General features: G+C 69.1%; 16 protein-coding genes. 9 read left to right on the forward strand and 7 right to left on the reverse strand.

Annotated features, from left to right (window positions below; all coding sequences use genetic code 11):
• Nucleotides 1-63: 63 nt before the first annotated feature.
• From gyrA to dnaA, 7 genes are all read right to left on the reverse strand, one after another.
• The gene (gyrA, locus tag ACFV2S_RS12135; RefSeq protein WP_385556780.1) at nucleotides 64-2,664 is read right to left on the reverse strand and encodes a DNA gyrase subunit A; all 2,601 of its coding nucleotides are present in this window, start codon (nucleotides 2,662-2,664) and stop codon (nucleotides 64-66) included.
• A gap of 41 nt (nucleotides 2,665-2,705) precedes the next feature.
• Nucleotides 2,706-4,736 carry a DNA topoisomerase (ATP-hydrolyzing) subunit B gene (gene gyrB, locus ACFV2S_RS12140; RefSeq protein ID WP_385556783.1) on the reverse strand — a complete coding sequence of 677 codons (2,031 nt, stop codon included), beginning with the start codon at nucleotides 4,734-4,736 and terminating at the stop codon, nucleotides 2,706-2,708.
• A gap of 496 nt (nucleotides 4,737-5,232) precedes the next feature.
• On the reverse strand, nucleotides 5,233-5,787 hold the full coding sequence (locus ACFV2S_RS12145) for a DUF721 domain-containing protein (protein WP_385556786.1): 555 nt from the start codon (nucleotides 5,785-5,787) through the stop codon (nucleotides 5,233-5,235).
• On the reverse strand, nucleotides 5,784-6,905 hold the full coding sequence (gene recF / locus ACFV2S_RS12150) for a DNA replication/repair protein RecF (protein WP_385556789.1): 1,122 nt from the start codon (nucleotides 6,903-6,905) through the stop codon (nucleotides 5,784-5,786). Before recF ends, ACFV2S_RS12145 begins: the two co-directional genes overlap by 4 nt.
• A gap of 59 nt (nucleotides 6,906-6,964) precedes the next feature.
• The gene (gene gnd, locus ACFV2S_RS12155; protein ID WP_026058396.1) at nucleotides 6,965-7,843 is read right to left on the reverse strand and encodes a phosphogluconate dehydrogenase (NAD(+)-dependent, decarboxylating); all 879 of its coding nucleotides are present in this window, start codon (nucleotides 7,841-7,843) and stop codon (nucleotides 6,965-6,967) included.
• Nucleotides 7,844-7,953: 110 nt separating this feature from the next.
• Nucleotides 7,954-9,084 (reverse strand): DNA polymerase III subunit beta, encoded by a 1,131-nt coding sequence (dnaN, locus tag ACFV2S_RS12160; protein ID WP_041130169.1) that lies wholly within the window; start codon nucleotides 9,082-9,084, stop codon nucleotides 7,954-7,956.
• A gap of 874 nt (nucleotides 9,085-9,958) precedes the next feature.
• The gene (dnaA, locus tag ACFV2S_RS12165; RefSeq protein ID WP_385556794.1) at nucleotides 9,959-11,719 is read right to left on the reverse strand and encodes a chromosomal replication initiator protein DnaA; all 1,761 of its coding nucleotides are present in this window, start codon (nucleotides 11,717-11,719) and stop codon (nucleotides 9,959-9,961) included.
• Between the two features lie 397 nt (nucleotides 11,720-12,116).
• Between dnaA and rpmH the strand changes: the two genes are divergently transcribed.
• The 9 genes from rpmH to ACFV2S_RS12210 all read left to right on the forward strand — a co-directional run bounded on the left by rpmH (nucleotide 12,117) and on the right by ACFV2S_RS12210 (nucleotide 18,787).
• Nucleotides 12,117-12,254, forward strand: a complete 138-nt coding sequence (gene rpmH / locus ACFV2S_RS12170) for a 50S ribosomal protein L34 (protein ID WP_007265229.1) — start codon at nucleotides 12,117-12,119, stop codon at nucleotides 12,252-12,254.
• A gap of 21 nt (nucleotides 12,255-12,275) precedes the next feature.
• A complete protein-coding gene (rnpA, locus tag ACFV2S_RS12175) occupies nucleotides 12,276-12,647 on the forward strand; it encodes a ribonuclease P protein component (RefSeq protein ID WP_383785335.1) in 372 nt (123 codons plus the stop codon).
• Nucleotides 12,644-12,970 (forward strand): membrane protein insertion efficiency factor YidD, encoded by a 327-nt coding sequence (yidD, locus tag ACFV2S_RS12180; protein ID WP_383785333.1) that lies wholly within the window; start codon nucleotides 12,644-12,646, stop codon nucleotides 12,968-12,970. Before rnpA ends, yidD begins: the two co-directional genes overlap by 4 nt.
• 3 nt (nucleotides 12,971-12,973) lie before the next feature.
• A complete protein-coding gene (yidC, locus tag ACFV2S_RS12185) occupies nucleotides 12,974-14,290 on the forward strand; it encodes a membrane protein insertase YidC (protein WP_385556799.1) in 1,317 nt (438 codons plus the stop codon).
• A 30-nt stretch (nucleotides 14,291-14,320) separates the two neighbouring features.
• A complete protein-coding gene (locus ACFV2S_RS12190) occupies nucleotides 14,321-14,830 on the forward strand; it encodes a protein jag (RefSeq protein WP_385556802.1) in 510 nt (169 codons plus the stop codon).
• A 118-nt stretch (nucleotides 14,831-14,948) separates the two neighbouring features.
• Nucleotides 14,949-15,665 carry a 16S rRNA (guanine(527)-N(7))-methyltransferase RsmG gene (gene rsmG / locus ACFV2S_RS12195; protein WP_383785325.1) on the forward strand — a complete coding sequence of 239 codons (717 nt, stop codon included), beginning with the start codon at nucleotides 14,949-14,951 and terminating at the stop codon, nucleotides 15,663-15,665.
• Nucleotides 15,666-15,901: 236 nt separating this feature from the next.
• Entirely contained in the window at nucleotides 15,902-16,978 is a 1,077-nt protein-coding gene (locus tag ACFV2S_RS12200; RefSeq protein ID WP_383785322.1) for a ParA family protein, read from the forward strand.
• Nucleotides 16,975-18,006, forward strand: coding sequence for a ParB/RepB/Spo0J family partition protein (locus ACFV2S_RS12205; RefSeq protein WP_385556806.1), 1,032 nt, complete (start codon nucleotides 16,975-16,977; stop codon nucleotides 18,004-18,006). The genes ACFV2S_RS12200 and ACFV2S_RS12205 overlap by 4 nt, the downstream gene beginning before the upstream one ends.
• Before the next feature lie 163 nt (nucleotides 18,007-18,169).
• Nucleotides 18,170-18,787: a GNAT family N-acetyltransferase gene (locus tag ACFV2S_RS12210; RefSeq protein ID WP_385556809.1), complete on the forward strand. Its 618-nt coding sequence runs from the start codon at nucleotides 18,170-18,172 to the stop codon at nucleotides 18,785-18,787.
• Nucleotides 18,788-18,931 lie beyond the last annotated feature (144 nt).

The raw sequence follows: 18,931 nt of genomic DNA on the forward strand, positions 1-18,931 counted from the left end.
GCTCCAGCACCAGCAGAAGCTCCGGCAGCCGCCGATCCGGCGCCCGTGGCTCCACTCACGCTCTTACTCCTCGTGCTCCCCGGCCGAGGGCTCCGTGCCCTCGACTGCCTCGGCCTCGACCGAATCGACCACGCCTTCGGCGTCGTCGGCACTGTCGACGAATTCGTCGTCGCTGCCCGCCTCGGCGTTCCGTGCGATGCCGACGACGGCATCGCGCTTGCCCAGGTTGATCAGCTGGACGCCCATGGTGTCACGGCCGGTCTCCCTGACTTCGTTGACTCGCGTACGAATCACACCGCCGGACAGCGTGATGGCGAGGATCTCGTCGGTCCCCTCGACCACCAGCGCGCCCACGAGCGAGCCGCGGTCCTCCACGATCTTGGCGGCCTTGATGCCGAGGCCGCCACGGCCCTGGACGCGGTACTCGTCGACGGGGGTGCGCTTCGCGTACCCGCCGTCGGTCGCGGTGAAGACGAACGTACCCGGCCGGACGACATTCATCGAGAGCAGCTCGTCGTCCTCGCGGAAACTCATCCCCTTGACACCCGAGGTGGCACGTCCCATCGGACGCAGCGCGTCGTCGGTCGCGGTGAAGCGGATCGACTGCGCCTTCCGGGAGACGAGCAGCAGATCGTCCTCGGAGGAGACCAGCTCGGCGCCGATCAGCTCGTCGTCGCTGCCGTCCTCGCGCTCCCGGAGGTTGATCGCGATGACACCGCCGGAACGCGGCGAGTCGTAGTCCTTCAGCGCGGTCTTCTTCACCAGGCCGGCCTTGGTGGCGAGCACCAGGTACGGCGCGGCGTCGTAGTCGCGGATCGCCAGGATCTGGGCGATCTGCTCGTCCGGCTGGAAGGCCAGCAGGTTGGCCACGTGCTGGCCGCGGGCGTCCCGGCCGGCGTCCGGCAGCTCGTACGCCTTGGCCCGGTAGACCCGGCCCTTGTTCGTGAAGAAGAGCAGCCAGTGGTGGGTGGTGGAGACGAAGAAGTGGTCGACGATGTCGTCCTGCTTCAGCTTCGTGCCGCGCACGCCCTTGCCGCCGCGCTTCTGCGAGCGGTAGTCCTCGGTCTTCGTCCGCTTCACGTAGCCGCCACGCGTGATGGTGACGACGATGTCCTCCTCGGCGATCAGGTCCTCGATGGACATGTCGCCGTCGAAGGGCACGAGCTTGGAGCGGCGGTCGTCGCCGAAGCGCTCGACCAGCGCGGCCAGTTCCTCGCTGACGATCGCCCGCTGGCGCTCCGGGGAGGCCAGGATCGCGTTGTACTCGTTGATCTTCGCCTGGAGCTCGTCGTGCTCGGCGACGATCTTCTGGCGCTCCAGGGCGGCGAGCCGGCGGAGCTGCATCTCCAGGATCGCGTTGGCCTGGATCTCGTCGATCTCCAGCAGGCCCATCAGGCCCGTGCGGGCCACCTCGACGGTGTCGCTGCGGCGGATGAGCGCGATGACCTCGTCGATGGCGTCCAGGGCCTTCAGGAGGCCGCGCAGGATGTGGGCGCGCTCCTCGGCCTTGCGCAGCCGGAACTTCGTCCGGCGGACGATGACCTCGATCTGGTGCGTCACCCAGTGGCGGATGAACGCGTCGAGCGAGAGGGTGCGCGGCACGCCGTCGACGAGCGCCAGCATGTTCGCGCCGAAGTTCGTCTGCAGGTCGGTGTGCTTGTACAGGTTGTTGAGGACGACCTTGGCGACGGCGTCGCGCTTGAGCACGATGACCAGGCGCTGGCCGGTCCGGGACGAGGTCTCGTCGCGGACGTCGGCGATGCCGCCGATCTTGCCGTCCTTCACCAGGTCGGCGATCTTCTGCGCGAGGTTGTCCGGGTTGGTCTGGTAGGGCAGCTCCGTGACCACCAGGCACTGGCGGTTGTGGATCTCCTCGACCTCGACGACCGCGCGCATCGTGATCGAGCCACGGCCGGTGCGGTACGCCTCCTCGATGCCCTTGCGGCCGACGACGAGCGCGCCGGTGGGGAAGTCCGGGCCCTTGATCCGCTCGATCAGCGCGTCGAGGAGCTCCTCGTGGCTGGCGTCGGGGTGCTCCAGCGCCCACTGCGCACCGGCCGCGACCTCGCGGAGGTTGTGCGGCGGGATGTTGGTGGCCATGCCGACGGCGATGCCGGCGCTGCCGTTGATCAGCAGGTTCGGGAAGCGGGACGGCAGGACCGTCGGCTCCTGGTTGCGGCCGTCGTAGTTGTCCTGGAAGTCGACGGTCTCCTCGTCGATGTCCCGGAGCATCTCCATCGACAGCGTCATGAGCTTGCACTCGGTGTAACGCATGGCGGCGGCCGGGTCGTTGCCCGGGGAGCCGAAGTTGCCGTTGGAGTCGACGAGCGGCATGCGCATCGACCAGGGCTGGGCGAGGCGGACGAGCGCGTCGTAGATCGAGGAGTCGCCGTGCGGGTGGTACGTACCCATGACGTCACCGACGACGCGGGCGCACTTGTAGAAGCCCTTCTCGGGCCGGTAGCCGCCGTCGTACATCGCGTACAGCACGCGCCGGTGCACGGGCTTGAGGCCGTCCCGTACGTCGGGCAGCGCGCGGGACACGATGACGGACATCGCGTAGTCGAGGTACGAGCGCTGCATCTCGGTCTCGAGCCCGACGGGCTCGATCCGCAGCACAGGCTCCTGCTCTTCGGTGGTGCCGGGAGTGTTTTCGTCGGCCATTGCTGGTCGTCAGTCCTTTCGTACGGTCAGCTGAGACCGACTCAGATGTCGAGGAAGCGAACGTCCTTGGCGTTGCGCTGGATGAACGAGCGGCGCGCCTCGACGTCCTCGCCCATCAGCACCGAGAACAGGTCGTCGGCCTGGGCCGCGTCGTCCAGGGTGACCTGGCCGAGCACGCGGTGCTCGACGTCCATGGTGGTGACGCGCAGCTCCTCGGCGTTCATCTCGCCGAGACCCTTGAAGCGCTGGATCGAGTCTTCCTTGATCCGCTTGCCGTTCTGCTTGCCCAGCTCGACGAGCGCGTCCCGCTCCCGGTCCGAGTACGCGTACTCGAAGTCGTCCCGGCCCCACTTGATCTTGTAGAGCGGCGGGCGGGAGAGGTAGACGTGGCCGGCCTCGACCAGCGGCCGCATGAAGCGGAAGAGGAAGGTCAGCAGCAGGGTGTTGATGTGCTGACCGTCGACGTCGGCGTCCGCCATCAGGATGATCTTGTGATAGCGGAGCTTCTCGATGTCGAAGTCCTCGTGCACACCGGTGCCGAAGGCGGAGATCAGCGCCTGGACCTCGGTGTTCTGCAGGATCTTGTCGATCCTGGCCTTCTCGACGTTCAGGATCTTGCCGCGGATCGGCAGGATGGCCTGGTACATCGGGTTGCGGCCGGACTTGGCCGAGCCGCCGGCGGAGTCGCCCTCGACGATGAAGATCTCGCACTTGGACGGGTCGTTCGACTGGCAGTCGGAGAGCTTGCCCGGCAGCGACGCCGACTCCAGGAGGCCCTTGCGGCGGGTCAGGTCGCGCGCCTTGCGGGCGGCCACGCGCGCGGTGGCGGCCTGGATCGACTTGCGGATGATGTCCGCGGCCTCGAGGGGGTTGCGGTCGAGCCAGTCGTTGAGGTGCTCGTAGACCGCCTTCTGGACGAAGGTCTTGACCTCCGTGTTGCCCAGCTTGGTCTTGGTCTGGCCCTCGAACTGCGGCTCGCTCAGCTTGACCGAGATGATCGCCGTCAGACCCTCGCGGATGTCGTCGCCCGTGAGGTTGTCGTCCTTCTCACGGAGCAGCTTCTTGTCGCGCGCGTACTTGTTGATGAGCGAGGTCAGCGCGGCGCGGAAGCCCTCCTCGTGCGTGCCGCCCTCGTGGGTGTGGATGATGTTGGCGAAGGAGTACACGCCCTCGCTGTATCCGCTGTTCCACTGCATCGCGACCTCGAGGGACAGGCTCTTGTCCTTGTCCTCGGCGTCCAGGTCGATGACCGTGGGGTGGATCAGCTCGCCCTTGCGCGAGTTGAGGTACTTCACGAAGTCGACGATGCCGCCCTCGTAGTGGTACCTGACCGTGCGGGCGGTCGGCGCGGAGGCCGCCTCGGCGTCCGGGTCGTCGGCGCCGACGGTCGCCTTCGCCGACTCGCGCTCGTCGGTGAGCGTGATCGTCAGGCCCTTGTTGAGGAAGGCCATCTCCTGGAAGCGCCGCGAGAGCGTCTCGAAGGAGTACTCGGTGGTCTCGAAGATGTCGGGGTCGGCCCAGAAGGTGACCGAGGTGCCCGTCTCGTCCGTCGCCTCGTGCTGGGCGAGCGGGGCGGTCGGGGCGCCCATCTTGTAGTCCTGCGTCCAGCGGTGGCCGTCCGTCCTGATCTCGACGGAGACCTTGGTGGACAGGGCGTTCACGACGGACACGCCGACGCCGTGCAGACCGCCGGAGACCGCGTAGCCGCCGCCGCCGAACTTGCCGCCCGCGTGCAGCACGGTCAGGACGACCTCGACGGCCGGCTTGCCCTCGGAGGCCACGATGCCCACCGGGATGCCGCGGCCGTTGTCGACGACGCGTACGGCGCCGTCGGCGAGGATCGTCACGTCGATGGTGTCGGCATGGCCGGCCAGGGCTTCGTCGACCGAGTTGTCGACGACCTCCTGCACCATGTGGTGCAGACCGCGCTCGCCGGTCGAGCCGATGTACATGCCAGGGCGCTTGCGCACGGCATCCAGGCCTTCGAGGACCTGGATATTGCTGGCGGTGTACTGGGAGTTCTCGTTGGGGTCGCCGGAATCGGCCACGAAGCGCCCTTTCTGGCACAGCACAGGCCGTTCTCCGGGCATACGGGAGCGGCTGCGTCGTTCGACATGTTCCGCAGGGTGGCGGGATTGTCTCCCAGTCTACCGGTACCACTGACACTCATGGGGGTTTGCCGGTACCTGAATGCGCATGTGCCGCCCTGAGCGGGCGCGAGACGACTCCCCATATTCGGATAGGGGCTCCAGAGCCCCCTGACGGCCACCCAGCGCTTCGGGCGGTAGCAGCCTGTGGGCGCGTGCTCCCCGACCCCGCGGGCTGTCGTTCCGCAGGGCGCGGGGTCCCCCGGACGGAGTCGGGGGGAGGGTGGGCACGGCTCGGTTGCGACGGCGCCCGAGGGAGGGTGTGCCGGCTCACGCGCGACGGCGCCGGGGGGGAGGGGAGGGCGCGCACGGCCCCCGCGCGACGGCGCCCAGGGGGGAGGGTGCGCACAGCGGGCGCGACGGCTCCCGGCCGGTCGGGCCGGCGCCTCCTCGCAGCGCCGGTACCGCTCCGCCCGGCGCTCTAGCCGTACGTGTCCCCGGGCCCCACGCTTCCGGGCGCCCTGAGCGGGCCGTACCCCCGCCGGGGCGCACCCGGCCCCAGGACCTTGATCATCCGCACGGTCCCGTGCCCGAGGTCCTCGTTGAGCCGGGCGACCAGCGTCGGCGCGAGCAGCCGCAGCTGCGTGGCCCAGGCCGTCGAGTCGCACTGCACCGTCAGCACGCGCGCGTCCGGATCGTCGTCGAACCTCAGCGGTACGCAGTGCTTCGCCAGGTCCTCGCCGACGATCTGCGGCCAGCGGCCCATGACCCCGCCGACCGCCGCCGGGGTCTCCCAGCCCCGCTCGGTGATCAGCCGGTTGATGGCGGCGCCCAGCGCCATCGGGTCGCGTCCGTCGGCGCGCGCGCCGGAGCGCAGGCCGCCGCCGCGCCGCGCCTGCTTCTTCTGTGCCGCCGCCGCGCCCCGCGCCTTCGCCTGCTCCTTGGCGGCGCGCAGCGCGACCCGCGCGAGGTCGACGCCGGAGGCCTCGGGGACGGCCGGCTTGTCCACAGGCTGGGGAGAGGATCCCTCGCTCATACCCGTTCCACCGTCCCTCCGGACACGGCGTACCGCGTGCCCGCGAGCACGCCCGGGACGTCGTCGTCCACCGCCGCCGTGACGAGTACCTGTTCACCGGGCGCCACCAGCTCCGCGAGCCGCTCGCGCCGCCGCGCGTCCAGTTCGGCGAACACGTCGTCGAGGACGAGGACCGGCTCGTTGCCCTCGGAGCGCAGCAGGTCGTACGAGGCCAGGCGCAGCGCCAGCGCGTACGACCAGGACTCGCCGTGGCTGGCGTACCCCTTGGCGGGGAGGTCGCCGAGCTTCAGCAGGAGCTCGTCCCGGTGCGGCCCGACGAGGGTGACGCCCCGCTCGATCTCCTGCTTGCGGACCTCGGCGAGGGCGGCGATCAGCTGCTCGTACAGCTCCTCGCGGGTGTGCCCGGCGCCCGGCGCGGACGGCCGGTACTCCAGCAGGACCGGTCCGCCGCCGGGGGCGAGCTGCTCGTACGCCTTGTCGGCGAGCGGCCGCAGGACGCCGATGAGGTCGAGGCGCTGGGCGAGCAGCTCGGCACCGGCCCTGGCCAGGTGCTGGTCCCACACGTCCAGGGTCGACAGGTCCATGCCGCGGCCGCCGTGGCGCCGGGCCATCGCCGCGGACTTCAGGAGGGTGTTGCGCTGCTTGAGCACGCGCTCGTAGTCGGAGCGCACGCCCGCCATGCGCGGCGTGCGCGCCGTGATCAGCTCGTCGAGGAAGCGCCGGCGCTCGCCGGGATCTCCCTTGATCAGCGCAAGGTCCTCGGGGGCGAACAGCACGGTGCGGACGATGCCGAGGATGTCACGCGGTCTGACCTGCGAGGACCTGTTGATGCGGGCGCGGTTGGCGCGGCCCGGGTTGAGCTCCAGCTCGATGAGCTGGGAGCGCTCGCCCTGGGTGACGGCGGCCCGGACGACCGCGCGCTCCGCCCCCATGCGGACGAGGGGGGCATCGGAGGCGACGCGGTGGCTGCCGAGGGTCGCGAGGTAGCCGACGGCCTCGACCAGATTGGTCTTGCCCTGGCCGTTCGCGCCCACGAAAGCGGTGACGCCCGGGTCGAGCGGAACCTCGACCCGGGCGTAGGAGCGGAAGTCGGCCAGCGAGAGGTGCGTGACGTGCATGGTGGGCGCCGACCTTCTTCCCCCGGCGGCTGTGCACCGCGGGGTGCACAGCCTGTGGATTACTTCTTCGTCTCGACCGCGTGGCCGCCGAACTGGTTGCGCAGCGCGGCGATCATCTTCATCTGCGGGGAGTCGTCCTGACGGGAGGCGAACCGCGCGAACAGCGAGGCGGTGATCGCCGGCAGCGGGACCGCGTTGTCGATGGCGGCCTCGACCGTCCACCGGCCCTCGCCGGAGTCCGAAGCGTAGCCCCGCAGCTTGTCCAGGTGCTCGTCCTCGTCCAGCGCGTTCACCGCGAGGTCGAGCAGCCAGGAACGGATGACCGTGCCCTCCTGCCAGGAGCGGAAGACCTCGCGCACGTCGGTGACGGAGTCGACCTTCTCCAGGAGCTCCCAGCCCTCGGCGTAGGCCTGCATCATCGCGTACTCGATGCCGTTGTGGACCATCTTCGCGAAGTGGCCGGCGCCGACCTTGCCGGCGTGGACCGAGCCGAACTCGCCCTCGGGCTTGAGCGCGTCGAAGATCGGCTGGACCCGCGCCACGTCCTCGGCGGAGCCGCCGTACATCAGCGCGTAGCCGTTCTCCAGGCCCCAGACGCCGCCGGAGACACCGCAGTCGACGAAGCCGATGCCCTTGGCCGCGAGCTCCTCGGCGTGCTTCTCGTCGTCCGTCCAGCGCGAGTTCCCGCCGTCCACGACGATGTCGCCGGGGGAGAGCAGGTCGGCCAGCTCGTCGATGGTGGACTGGGTCGCGGCACCGGCCGGAACCATGACCCACACGACGCGCGGACCCTTGAGCTTGCCCACAAGCTCTTCGAGGCTGTGGACATCGGCGAGGTCCGGGTTGCGGTCGTATCCGATGACGGTGTGGCCTGCGCGGCGGATGCGCTCACGCATGTTGCCGCCCATCTTGCCGAGACCGACGAGACCGAGCTCCATCAGAGATTCCTTAAGCGTCGTGTGCGGTGTACCCGGGTCCGAGCCTACGCCCGGACCCGGGTGCACACCTGTGGGGTCAGCCGCTCAGGCGACGACCCCGACGACCGGCCTCAGCCCGACAGCCGCACCGGCATGATCAGGTACTTGTAGGCCTCGTCCGCCTCGGCGTCGAGAGCGGGCTTGCCGCTCAGCAGCGCCGGCTTGGTGGAGGTCGTGAAGGAGAGCTGGGCGACCGGGGAGTCGATCGCGCTCAGGCCGTCCAGCAGGAAGGTCGGGTTGAAGGCGATCGAGATGTCGTCGCCGTCCAGCTGCGCGTCGACCCTCTCCACAGCCTGTGCGTCGTCGCTGGAACCGGCCTCCAGGATCAGCACGCCCTGCTCGAAGCTCAGCCGGACCGGGGTGTTGCGCTCGGCGACCAGGGCCACGCGCTTCACGGCCTCGACGAAGGGGGCGGTCTCGATCACCGCGACCGAGTTGAACTCGGTGGGGAAGAGCGTCCGGTACTTCGGGAGGTCGCCCTCCAGGAGGCGGGTGGTGGTGCGGCGGCCCGCGCCCTCGAAGCCGATGAGTCCCTCGCCCTTGCCGGAGCCGGAGAGCGCGAGGGTCACCGTGTCGCCGCTGGTGAGCGCCTTGGCGGTGTCCAGGAGGGTCTTCGCGGGCACCAGGGCGACCGCGGAGGCGTCCGGGGACTCCGGCTTCCACAGGAACTCGCGGACCGCGAAGCGGTAGCGGTCGGTGGAGGCCAGGGTGACGGTGTCGCCCTCGATCTCGATGCGCACACCGGTGAGGACGGGCAGCGTGTCGTCACGGCCGGCGGCGATGGCGACCTGCGCGGCGGCGGAGGCGAAGACCTCACCGGGCACGGTGCCGGTCGCGGTGGGCATCTCCGGCAGCGCCGGGTACTCCTCCACGGGCAGGGTGTGGAGGGTGAAGCGGGAGGAGCCGCAGACCACGGTCGCCCGTACACCGTCTGTGGAGATCTCCACGGGACGGTTGGGGAGGGCGCGGCAGATGTCGGCGAGCAGCCGGCCGGAGACGAGGACGGTGCCGTCCTCCTCCACCTCGGCCTCGACGGAGACGCGGGCGGAGACCTCGTAGTCGAAGCTCGAGAAGCTCAGGGCGCCGTCCTCGGCCTTCAGCAGAAGGCCCGCGAGAACGGGGGCCGGCGGACGGGCCGGGAGGCTGCGGGCCACCCAGGCCACCGCCTCGGCAAGTACGTCGCGCTCCACCCGGATCTTCACCGGAACCGCCTCCTGCTTGTTGCTGGCTCTTCGTCGACTGCGGGAACCAGTCTGACGTACGCCGCCGACACTCGGTGCTGCTCGGGGTCAAGTCGCGACGAGAGCGCGTCGGAGGTCCGGCGCCGAGTTGTCCACACGTCCCACTTCGAAGCGAATTCCGGGCTAACTCTATGTGGGAGTAGTAGTAGGGCCTGTGGAAACCGTGGATAACGTTGTTTCCGCAGGTCAGGCCCGGTTTTTTGTCCACCGACCCTGTGGGTGGAGCCCGTGGACAACCAGGGGTTTCTGTGGACACCCGAAAGTTCTGCACAGCCGGTACACAGGCCATGGGGAGTTCTCCCCAGCGCTGTCCCCAGCTTTCCCCACGTTCCCCACAGCCCAAACGTCTCCCTTGGTGTGACCGCTTTCACTCGGGCCAGTGAGCGGGGGTGTTTCGTTGCCGAACAGTGGACAGCGGTGTGGAGAAGCTGTGGGCAACCGGCCGCCCCCTGTGGGCAGCCGGTGGACAACTTTCGGGACCCCCTGTGGACGAAAGATTCATCCACAGCCTGTGGAGATCGTTTGCCAACAATTCCACAAGGGTCTGACCTGGGGTGATGATCTGTCACCAGCCCTGCCTGTGGACACGATCCGGATAACTCGACAGTCCCCACCCTGTGGACGGGAGATCATCCCCCAATCTGTGGAGAACCTGCCACCGGAACGGAGTAATCGAACAGCGGGCGTCCGTCCCCCGTCCGTCCCCCGTCCGTCCGGGGCGTGCGCGGGGCCCGTTTCCCGCCCCTCGGAGGCTCCCGGGAACGCCGAAGGGCGCCCCGGGAGGTGTCCCGGAGCGCCCTCGGAGAGGCTCTGAAGGGCCGGCGGCGGCCCCGTGTCAGCCGTTCTTGATGCGGTTGGTGAGCTCGGTGACCTGGTTGTAGATGGAGCGCCGCTCCGCCATCAGGGCACGGATCTTCCGGTCCGCGTGCATCACCGTCGTGTGGTCGCGGCCGCCGAACTGCGCGCCGATCTTCGGCAGCGACAGGTCCGTGAGCTCACGGCACAGGTACATGGCGATCTGCCGGGCCGTCACCAGGACACGACTGCGGGAGGACCCGCAGAGGTCCTCCACCGTCAGGCCGAAGTAGTCGGCGGTCGCCGCCATGATCGCGGGAGCGGTGATCTCCGGCGAGCTGTCCTCACCGCCGGGGATCAGGTCCTTGAGGACGATCTCGGTGAGCCCGAGGTCCACCGGCTGCCGGTTGAGGCTCGCGAAGGCCGTCACCCGGATCAGCGCGCCCTCCAGCTCGCGGATGTTCCGCGAGATCCGGGAGGCGATGAACTCCAGTACCTCCGGCGGGGCGTTGAGCTGCTCCTGCACCGCCTTCTTGCGGAGGATCGCGATGCGCGTCTCCAGCTCCGGCGGCTGCACGTCGGTGGTCAGTCCCCACTCGAAGCGGTTGCGGAGCCGGTCCTCCAGGGTGACCAGCTGCTTGGGCGGCCGGTCCGAGGACAGCACGATCTGCTTGTTCGCGTTGTGCAGGGTGTTGAACGTGTGGAAGAACTCCTCCTGCGTCGACTCCTTGCTCGCGAGGAACTGGATGTCGTCGACGAGCAGGATGTCCACGTCGCGGTAGCGCTTGCGGAAGGCGTCGCCCTTGCCGTCGCGGATCGAGTTGATGAACTCGTTGGTGAACTCCTCGGAGCTCACGTACCGCACGCGCGTGCCCGGGTAGAGGCTCCGCGCGTAGTGCCCGATCGCGTGCAGCAGGTGGGTCTTGCCGAGGCCCGACTCCCCGTAGATGAAGAGGGGGTTGTACGCCTTCGCCGGCGCCTCGGCCACCGCGACGGCCGCCGCGTGCGCGAACCGGTTCGAGGAACCGATGACGAAGGTGTCGAAGAGGTACTTGGGGTTCAGCCGCGCGTGCTGCTCGCCCGGAGCGCCTGCGCCCTGCCCGGAGGAAGAGGAGCCGTGACCGCCGCCCGGCACACCGCCGGGGCGGGGACCCGGACGGGGACCGTGGTTCTGGGGGTCGGGCAGCTCGGCGCGCTCGGGCCGCTGCTGCTCGTAGCCGCGGGGGGGCTCGTCGTACCGGGTCTGCCGGGACTGCTCCGGACCCGTGTAGGGCGCGCGCTCCTGGTAGCCGCCGAGCCGCGGCTGCTGCCAGGAGAGGTCCTCCTGGGTGCGCGGCCAGGCGCCGGGGTCCGGCCGCTGCGGCTGCTGGTAGTCCGGGTAGGCCGGGCGCGCGGTGGGCAGGCCGTCGTCGGGCATCGGCCGGTGGCCGTAGCCGTCGTACTTCTCGTACGGCTCGGGCTGCGCGCGCTCGTCGTAGCGGGGCTGCTGCGACTGCTGCACCGGGGGCGCCGGCGGAGTCGGCTCGCCGACGGAGTCGTCGACGGTGATCGCGATCCGGATCGGCCGGCCGCACTCACGGCTGAGGGTCTCGCTGATCAGCGGGGCGAGCCGGCCCTCCAGGACCCGCTTGCCCCACTCGTTGGGCACGGCGAGCAGGGCCGTGTCCGCGACCAGGGCGAGCGGCTGGCAGCGCTCGATCCACTGCTTGTCCTTCGGCTCGATCCCCTGCTGGCCCTCGGCGAGCAACTGCTCGAGGACGCGTGGCCACACTGCGGCAAGATCAGCTGGTACGTCAGCCACAGGGCACGCTTTCTCGCAGGTCCCACGATGGTGTGGTTCTCGGGGACGGTGGGTCGAAGTCCGTGAGGACGGGTCCGTTGAGGACAGGTGAGGACAGAACGGCAAAAGATTGTGGAGACCGTCCACGGTAGTCGGGCCGGATGACGTGGTTCAAGTTGTTGTCCACAGCCTGTGCACAATGGGGGGTGGCGACAGGTCGGTTTGACCGGATGGCGTAGCCGCGCGTACCGTAACCAGGTCGAGTTGTCGATGGCTGCTGCCGCCTGCCTCCGATGGGCAAAGATCACGGTCTGTGATCGTGAAGCGGTGCACTCGGGCGTATTGCGAGCTACTCGTGGGCGCACGGTGACAGCCAGGCGATGTCCCGCCATCTACGAATCATTTCTGGAGCCCCCGAGTGAGCAAGCGCACCTTCCAGCCGAACAACCGTCGTCGTGCGAAGACCCACGGCTTCCGCCTGCGCATGCGCACGCGTGCCGGTCGCGCCATCCTTGCGAACCGCCGTTCCAAGGGTCGCTCGGCGCTGTCCGCCTGATCCGCTTAAACAGGTCATGACGTGCTGCCTACCGAGAATCGGCTGAGGCGGCGCGAGGACTTCGCAACCGCGGTACGCCGAGGTCGCCGGGCCGGTCGCCCGCTCCTCGTCGTCCACCTACGCAGCGGTGCAACGAACCCGCACGCGCCTGGGGAGAGCGCTCCCCCGACGCGTGCGGGTTTCGTCGTGAGCAAGGCCGTGGGCGGTGCGGTCGTACGCAACCAGGTCAAGCGACGCCTGCGCCATCTCGTCCGCGACCGTCTCGCCGAGCTGCCCCCCGGTAGCCTGGTGGTCGTACGGGCGTTGCCCGGAGCCGGCGACGCCGAGAACGCACAGCTGGCCCGAGACCTGGACGCCGCTCTCCAGCGGCTGCTGGGAGGGGGCACGCGATGAAGTACCCGCTGCTGGCTCTCATCAAGCTGTACCAGTGGACGATCAGCCCTCTTCTGGGCCCCGTCTGCCGGTACTACCCGTCGTGTTCCCACTACGGATTCACGGCCATCGACCGGCATGGCGCGATCAAGGGCACGGCCCTGACCGCCTGGCGCATCCTGCGGTGCAACCCGTGGTCGCCCGGCGGTGTGGATCACGTCCCCCCGCGCAAGCGCCCCCGCTGGCACGAGATGCTGCGGAACGCCCTGCGCGGCGACAAGGGCGGGTCCACCGCCGAGACGAGCCCGGCCACCGAGACCTCGCCCAATGCTCAAGGAGCCTGATTAGTGGACACGATTGCCAGTCTGTTCAGCTTCATCACCTGGCCCGTTTCCTGGGTCATCGTCCAGTTCCACAAGGTGTACGGGGCGGTCTTCGGCCCCGACACGGGCTGGGCCTGGGGCCTGTCCATCGTGTCCCTCGTGGTGCTGATCCGTATCTGTCTGATCCCGCTGTTCGTCAAGCAGATCAAGTCGACGCGGAACATGCAGGCGCTCCAGCCGAAGATGAAGGCGATCCAGGAGCGCTACAAGAGCGACAAGCAGCGTCAGTCCGAAGAGATGATGAAGCTGTACAAGGAGACGGGTACCAACCCGCTCTCCTCGTGCCTTCCCATCCTGGCGCAGTCGCCGTTCTTCTTCGCCCTGTACCACGTGCTCTCCGCGATCGCCTCGGGCAAGACGATCGGTGTCATCGACGAGCCGCTGCTCGAGAGCGCCCGCCAGGCGCACATCTTCGGTGCTCCGCTCGCCGCGAAGTTCACGGACTCCGCCGCTGAGGTCGCCGCGCTCAACGCCTCGCTGACCGATGTCCGCATCGTCACCGCGGTCATGATCATCATGATGTCGGCCTCGCAGTTCTTCACCCAGCGCCAGCTGATGATGAAGAACGTCGACCTCTCGGTGAAGACCCCGTACATGCAGCAGCAGAAGATGCTCATGTACATCTTCCCGGTGATCTTCGCCGTCATGGGTATCAACTTCCCCGTCGGTGTCCTCGTCTACTGGCTGACCACCAACGTGTGGACCATGGGCCAGCAGATGTACGTGATCAACCAGAACCCGACCCCGGGCAGTAAGGCGCAGGACTCCTACCTGCAGCGCCTGCTGAAGAGCATCACGCAGCACGGTGAGGTCCGCGGACGTCGCCGGAAGAACATCGTCAAGGTGATCGTCGCCAAGGGCAGCGACCGCAACGAGAACGAGCGCCGCTTCTTCGTGGGCCTCTCCAAGGCCGGCTTCGCCGCCCAGGCCGACGGCACCGTGATCAAGGGCGACACGCTCGTGGCCGAGGCCGAGGGCGGTGCCGCCGCCAGGCGCCAGCAGCCCAAGCGTCAGACCAAGGCACAGCGCCAGGCCTCCGGTGTTCAGCACCCGGTGGCGAAGGACGCCGAGGAAGGCGACGAGACGGCCGCCGAAGAGGCGACCACCTCGCTCGAGAAGAAGCCTCAGGCCCCGGACACCACCGAGGCCAAGGACGAGACGAAGGCCGACACGCCCCAGCGTCCGAGCCGTGCCAACTCCGGCGGTTCCCGTCAGGGCAAGTCCGGTCAGGGTCAGCGCAAGGGCCAGCAGCGGCCCAAGCACCCGTCCTCCAAGAAGTAAGCCCTCCCAGAAGCAAGAAGGAGTCCATCCGTGACGGAAGGCACCACCTCCTCCGCCGCCGAGGGTGGCGACACCCTGACCCGCCTGGAGCAGGAGGGTGAGATCGCGGCCGACTACCTCGAGGCCCTGCTCGACATCGCCGACCTGGACGGCGACATCGACATGGACGTCGAGGCGGACCGGGCCGCGGTCTCGATCATCAGCGACTCCGGCCGCGAGCTCCAGAAGCTCGTGGGCCGCGACGGCGAGGTCCTGGAGGCGCTCCAGGAGCTGACGCGCCTGGCCGTGCACCGCGAGACCGGTGACCGCAGCCGGCTCATGCTCGACATCGGCGGCTTCCGGGCCAAGAAGCGTGCCGAGCTCGCCGAGCTGGGCGCCAAGGCCGCGGCCGAGGTGAAGTCCTCGGGCCAGCCGGTCAAGCTGGACCCGATGACGCCGTTCGAGCGCAAGGTCGTGCACGACGCGATCGCCGCCGCCGGTCTGCGCAGCGAGTCCGAGGGCGAGGAGCCGCAGCGCTTCGTCGTCGTGCTCCCGGCCTGACCCCTCACGTAGTGTCGGCCCCGTCTGTTCGCAGGCGGGGCCGATCTTTGTCAGCCTTGATAGTCAGCCACCACAGTGCGCTCGCACGACGGGCGCGCGGTACGGAAGGACGGTTCCCGTGACGGAGGCAGCGGAGCTCCCCGAGGCGCCGGAGCAGGCGCGGACAGTCTTCGGTGAGTACTTCCCGGAGGCCGTGCGGTACGCGGAGCTCCTCGCGGACGCGGGTGTGAAGCGCGGTCTGATCGGCCCGCGCGAGGTCCCTCGTCTCTGGGAACGCCACCTGCTGAACTGCGCCGTCCTCTCGGAGGTCGTCCCCGAGGGCGTCACCGTCTGCGACGTGGGCTCGGGCGCCGGTCTGCCCGGCATCCCCCTGGCCCTGGTCCGGCCCGACCTCAAGATCACGCTCCTGGAGCCGCTCCTGCGCAGGACGAACTTCCTCCAGGAGGTCGTCGAGCTGCTGGGCCTCGACCACGTGACCGTGGCCCGGGGGCGCGCGGAGGAGATGCTCGGCAAGATCACGCCCGTCCACGTGGTGACCGCCCGCGCCGTGGCCCCGCTCGACCGGCTGGCCGGCTGGGGCGTCCCCCTGCTGCGTCCGTACGGAGAGATGCTGGCACTCAAGGGCGACACCGCCCAGGAGGAGATCGACGGTGCCCGCGCCGCGCTCTCCCGGCTCGGCGTGGTGGGGACCCAGGTCCTTCAGGTCGGCGAGGGCATCGTCGATCCGATGTCGACGGTCGTCCGGGTGGAGGTCGGAGAGAGCCCCGGTGGCGTGCGGTTCGCGGCCAAACGAGCCAAGGCGGCCCGGACGAGCAAGACGCGTCGGCGTCGCTGAGCGTCGCATACGTCCCATTTCGGAGTGTCGACCGGTCCCGGCCGGGCGGCGGGGGCATGGTGTTTCACGTGAAACGTCGCTCACTGCTGCAGGGGATCATCAGCCGCGGTCGCGCGGCTGCCGTGCCCCGGGACCGTAGACCCCGCGTGAAGCCACCCGTGAGGGTCACGGAGTTGTCCACAGAGGTGGATTCACCCACAGAACCACCGGCCTCGCTGGTTCACGACCCCGAAAGCATGGCAGGCTCTGCTCATCGCGAGCCTGAAGCCGAGGAGAGTGAATCCTTGCGGTCCGACGCCAACATCGCGGGACCGATGACCGATCCGGTCCCCGGTCCCCGAACCGAATCGGTGGGGGAGGATGTTTCACGTGAAACACCGCCCCCGATGGACGACACCCCCATCGGTCGTGCTGCCCAGCTGGCAGTAGAGGCGCTGGGACGTGCCGGTGAGGGGCTTCCCCGACCGGCACAGACACGCGTGATGGTCGTCGCCAATCAGAAGGGCGGCGTGGGCAAGACGACCACGACGGTCAACCTTGCCGCGTCCCTGGCCCTCCATGGCGCCCGGGTCCTCGTCATCGACCTGGACCCGCAGGGCAACGCCTCGACGGCGCTCGGCATCGACCACCACGCCGAGGTCCCCTCGATCTACGACGTCCTGGTGGACAGCAAGCCGCTCTCCGATGTGGTGCAGCCGGTCATGGACGTCGAGGGCCTCTTCTGCGCCCCGGCCACCATCGACCTCGCCGGTGCGGAGATCGAGCTGGTGTCGCTGGTGGCGCGTGAGAGCCGCCTGCAGCGGGCGATCCAGGCCTATGAGCAGCCGCTGGACTACATCCTGATCGACTGCCCGCCCTCGCTCGGCCTCCTCACGGTCAACGCCATGGTGGCGGGCGCGGAAGTGCTGATCCCGATCCAGTGCGAGTACTACGCGCTAGAGGGGCTCGGACAGCTCCTGCGGAACGTCGACCTGGTCCGGGGGCACCTCAACCCGGCGCTCCACGTCTCGACGATCCTGCTCACCATGTACGACGGCAGGACGAGGCTCGCCTCCCAGGTCGCCGACGAGGTGCGCAGCCACTTCGCCGAGGAGGTGCTGCGGACCAGCATTCCGAGGTCCGTCCGCATCTCGGAGGCGCCGAGCTACGGGCAGACGGTGCTCACCTACGACCCGGGCTCCAGCGGTGCCCTGTCGTACCTCGAAGCAGCCCGAGAGATCGCCCTGCGGGGGGCCGCCGTGCACTACGACCCGCAGCACGCCCACGCAGGGCACCAGAACAACCAGCGCAGCATGTCGGAGGGGATCCAGTGAGCGAGCGACGTAGGGGATTGGGGCGTGGGCTCGGTGCGCTGATTCCCGCTGCTCCCCAGGAGCGACAGGTGGAGCGCGGGGTGGCCGCCGCGAAGCTGGCGACGCTGCCGCAGAGCCCGAAGGCTCCTGAGTCGACGCCGGCGTGGAACGAGCCCGAGCCGGTGGTGGCCCTGCCGGAGGCGCCGGCCGGGGCCTACTTCACCGAGCTTCCGATCGATGCCATCGTTCCCAACCGGCATCAGCCCCGTGAGATCTTCGACGAGGACGCGCTGGCGGAGCTCGTCACCTCCATCAAGGAGGTCGGCCTTCTCCAGCCCGTGGTCGTCCGCAAGATCGAGGCCGACCGCTACGAGCTCGTCATGGGCGAGCGTCGTCTGCGGGCGTCGACGACGGCGGGTCTTGAGCGGATCCCGGCGATCGTCCGGGACACCGACGACGAGAAGATGCTCCTGGACGCGCTCCTGGAGAACCTCCACCGGGCCCAGCTGAACGCGATCGAAGAGGCCCACGCCTACGAGCAGCTGCTCAAGGACTTCGGTTGCACCCACGACCAGCTCGCGGAGCGGATCGGGCGCTCCCGTCCGCAGATCTCCAACACGCTGCGTCTGCTGCGTCTCTCGCTGCCGGTCCAGCGCCGGGTCGCCGCCGGAGTGCTCTCCGCCGGCCACGCCCGGGCGCTGCTCGGTGTGGAGGACCCGGAGGCCCAGGACAAGCTGGCGTACCGCATCGTCTCCGAGGGCCTGTCCGTCCGCAGCGTCGAGGAGATCGTGAGCCTGATGGGCTCCGAGGAGCCGGAGTCCGCGGTCAAGCCGAAGGGCCCGCGTGCCGGTGCCCGGGTCTCGCCCGCGCTCACGGACCTCGCCTCCCGTCTCTCGGACCGGTTCGAGACGCGGGTGAAGGTCGACCTGGGCCAGAAGAAGGGCAAGATCGTCGTCGAGTTCGCCTCGATGGACGATCTGGAGCGGATCCTCTCGACCCTGGCTCCCGGCGAGGGACGGGTCATGGACCACAAGAACACCGAGAGCTGATCCCTCTCGCCGTTCGCTGAGGCCGCCCAGGGCGGGCCGTCTTCCGGTCTTCACCGGAACACGGCCCGCCCTTTGCCTATGAGCGGTATCGCCCCGATCGCCCGATCGATACGATTCCGAAAGGCGTATCCGTGCTCGATGGCGAGGGAAACGAGGAGCAGCCGTGGGGCGTCGGCTCGTACCGCTCACCCTGGACAACCTTCCGGATCTCCCCAAGCGGTGTCGCTCCTGCGTCTTCTGGGAGCTCGACCCGGTCAGCGGTGAGGCGGCGGTGAAGGCGGGGCGCCCGGAGACGGAGAAGGAGGCCTGGATCTCGGCCGTTCTCCTGGAATGGGGTTCCTGCGGGCGCGTGGTCTACGTCGACGAGGTGCCGGTCGGTTACGTCCTCTACGCTCCCCCGGCCTATGTGCCGCGCTCGACGGCCTTCCCCACGAGTCCCGTGGCGGCGGACTCCGTCCAGCTGATGACGGCCTGGATCATGCCGGGATATCAGGGGCAGGGGCTGGGGCGTGTGGTGGTGCAGACCGTCGCCAAGGACGTGATGAGGCGGGGCTTCAAGGCGATCGAGGCTTTCGGGGACGCCCGGTGGAAGGAGCCGGCCTGTGTGCTGCCGGCCGAGCATCTCCTCGCGGTGGGCTTCAAGACCGTACGCTCGCACCATGCGTTCCCGCGGCTGAGGCTGGAGCTCAGAACGACGCTCTCCTGGAAGGAGGACGTCGAGATGGCCCTGGACCGCCTGCTGGGTGCCGTGCAGAAGGAGCCCGCCCTGCGGCCCCTCTAGCGCCGGAGACGAGAACGGCCCGGCCCCCCCCCGGGGGGGGGGGGGGGGGGTTTTCTATGTAGAAAAGAGAACCCGAAACAGGGGGCTATTGTGAGAGTGGGAGGAGGGTGGGGGCGGTAGGGGGGTAAAACAAAAGGGGTGGGG

Source organism: Streptomyces sp. NPDC059695, from assembly GCF_042733785.1.
In the GTDB taxonomy this organism is placed as follows: domain Bacteria; phylum Actinomycetota; class Actinomycetes; order Streptomycetales; family Streptomycetaceae; genus Streptomyces.